The sequence below is a fragment of the Bacillus sp. GMs2/2 genome, from assembly GCF_050172095.1.
In the GTDB taxonomy this organism is placed as follows: Bacteria; Bacillota; Bacilli; order Bacillales; family Bacillaceae_G; genus Bacillus_A; species Bacillus_A cereus.
This window is the reverse complement of the sequence record NZ_JBNLYE010000489.1, coordinates 1-2,448: the sequence shown is the minus strand read 5'-3', so window position 1 is coordinate 2,448 and position 2,448 is coordinate 1. Positions and strand designations below refer to the sequence as shown.

The following is a 2,448-nucleotide window of genomic DNA, read 5'->3' as shown; positions in this document are numbered from 1 at the left end:
ATGTTATATAATTTATTTTAGGAGGTGAAGGAAAATGAATGATTCTACATTATGCCCTCGCTTTGAAAAAGGAATGAAATTTTTTAGTCAACGATGGACAGCACTAATTATTTACCAACTTTTTTCTGGATCTCAGCGCTTTTGTACACTTGAATCTTCTCTTCCTGTTAGCGGAAGATTACTTTCAGAAAGATTGAAAGAATTAGAACTAGAAGGAATTGTCGAACGTAAAGTCTTTCCTGAGACACCAGTTCGTATAGAATATTCTTTAACTCAAAAAGGATTTGCTTTAGAAGCTATTATTCGCGGAATAGAAGAATGGTCACAGGAATGGATAGAACTTGAGGAATAACATAAAAGCTTTTTCGTATATAGTTTTAAGTAATCAAATTACAGATACCTATTATTAAAACGCTAATTTTTCAAGCATTTATGAAAAGCTAGCGTTTTTTAATAAATAAAATGTAAGAAATAAAGCAAGGTGATCAAAACGATCACCTTGTTCCCTTACAGATTAAAATAGTGTTTTAAAATCTTTTATTCATACATACTCGATTAATAAAAAAAACGAATAAGCTTTTTTATTAATAAACAGTTTTATTTTTACAATACAGTTAGCTTCCCCTGCTATTTGCGGACAGTAAGACCACCACTGATTAAATTTCCATTTTATTACATTCGAATATTACTTATGAAATTTCACACGCTCTTCAAGTGGTTGGAATTCTTTTTCACCTGGTGCAGCTGTTGGATTACCAAATGGCATTTGTGCAATTAGTTTCCAATTAGCAGGGACATTCCATTCTTGTTTTACCTCATCGTCAATTAACGGATTATAATGTTGTAATGATGCCCCTAATCCCTCTGCTTCTAAACCTGTCCACACGACTAATTGGTGCATACCTGATGCTTGGTGTGACCAAATTGGGAAGTTTTCAGCATATGCAGCAAATTTTTCTTGAAGCGATTTAACGATAGCCTCATCTTCAAAGAATAATACTGTTCCATAACCAGCTTTAAAAGAATCCATTTTTTGTTGCGTTCCTGAGAAATCTCCATCTCCAACTACTTTTCTTAATGTTTCAGTTGTAATATCCCATAATTTATCATGAGCTTCACCAAATAATACAACTAATCGCGCAGTTTGAGAATTGAAAGCTGATGGAGTATATTTCACAGCAAACTCCACGATTTCTTTAATTTTTTCATCCGATACTTGTACCTCTTTATTAATCCCATAGTAAGTACGTCTTTCTTTCAGTGCAGTATAGAAATCTTTTGTCATAATTCCGTTCCTCCTAAGTTTTAATATTCTTCAAAATGATACATCTCGAAGATAATATGCGTTTAAATAAGTTCATTTTTGAATCATTGAACTTCCTAGCACCCATTGCCAGTCATTCTAAATCTAAACACACTGCTTCCTTCAGTTTTCCTAAAAAAAGCCTTATAACATCATTCATAAAATCTAATCATCATTCGGTACTATTTTATCCATTCTCTATTCATGTATCCTGCTTGTTTCATATTTACACAAATATGAAATGTAGCTACTTTAATCGCCAAATTTCACATTAATTTAGAGCATCTTCAATTACAGCAATTTCGCTCACTCGAACAAAACGATGCAATTTAAAGAACATTGCACAATTAAGTACTACCTGTAAAAGAACCCTCTTAGCCGACTATAAGAAAAAATAATAAAAAGCCAAAAACGAACTATAATATGTTCATTCTTGGCTTTTACTTAACCATCACATTTACTTTTACTATTGCTTCAAATGATTTTTAACTGCCCTTATTACCAATTCGTGATCTTCTTCTGGTGGTAATCCTGAAACTGTTATCATTCCAATAACCCCTACGTTTTTTATTCTGATAGGAAAACATCCACCAAACGCAGCGTATTCTGAAGTATCTAAAAGATATTTTTCATTATAGGAGACCCCAGTTATTTCACTTTGTATCTGCATATAATACGAGCTACGATCATGCAGGGAAACGACTCGTTTTTTACGCTCAATCCATTTCGTATTTTCCTCATTTGTCCCTGTCATCTTGAAATGAAATAATTGCACACCATTTTTCGTTATATCAACAGCAATCAATTTCCCCTCTCGCTTTGCTGTTTCAACGATAAATAAACCTAGTTGCAAGGCATCTTCATTTGTAAAAGAGGAAAATTGAAGTGTTTCCTCCTCTTTTAAAATTTGTTTACTTATTTCATTCAAATTTGAAGTACTCATATCTTTAACCTCCATAATTGTTTTATGCCACACCGACATTTTTTCGAAATTATTAGGCCATATAGTACAACCTTTCAATCAATCTGATTCTAAATAAACTACTGTAACATCTTTGGTAACTAGTAGTACCGTAAAGCCTGTTTTCTTCTTACTGGTGCTATTATGAATGACATTCAAAGTTATAAAAAGTACTATTCTACTT

General features: G+C 32.5%; 3 protein-coding genes. 1 reads left to right on the top strand and 2 read right to left on the bottom strand.

Annotated features, from left to right (window positions below):
* Positions 1-34 precede the first annotated feature (34 nt).
* Positions 35-352 carry a winged helix-turn-helix transcriptional regulator gene (locus ACQGS6_RS26460; protein WP_001000104.1) on the top strand — a complete coding sequence of 106 codons (318 nt, stop codon included), beginning with the start codon at positions 35-37 and terminating at the stop codon, positions 350-352.
* A 333-nt stretch (positions 353-685) separates the two neighbouring features.
* On the opposite strand, the gene ACQGS6_RS26455 is transcribed toward ACQGS6_RS26460, so the two are convergent.
* Positions 686-1,285 (bottom strand): nitroreductase family protein, encoded by a 600-nt coding sequence (locus ACQGS6_RS26455; RefSeq protein WP_000158938.1) that lies wholly within the window; start codon positions 1,283-1,285, stop codon positions 686-688.
* A gap of 484 nt (positions 1,286-1,769) precedes the next feature.
* Positions 1,770-2,285, bottom strand: a complete 516-nt coding sequence (locus tag ACQGS6_RS26450) for a heme-degrading domain-containing protein (RefSeq protein ID WP_139016290.1) — start codon at positions 2,283-2,285, stop codon at positions 1,770-1,772.
* Between the last annotated feature and the right edge of the window lie 163 nt (positions 2,286-2,448).

Coding starts and splice junctions, on each gene's coding strand:
- ACQGS6_RS26455 (WP_000158938.1), bottom strand. CDS start 1,285: ATGACAAAAGATTTCTATACTGCACTGAAAGAAAGACGTACTTACTAT.
- ACQGS6_RS26450 (WP_139016290.1), bottom strand. CDS start 2,285: ATGTCGGTGTGGCATAAAACAATTATGGAGGTTAAAGATATGAGTACT.
- ACQGS6_RS26460 (WP_001000104.1), top strand. CDS start 35: ATGAATGATTCTACATTATGCCCTCGCTTTGAAAAAGGAATGAAATTT.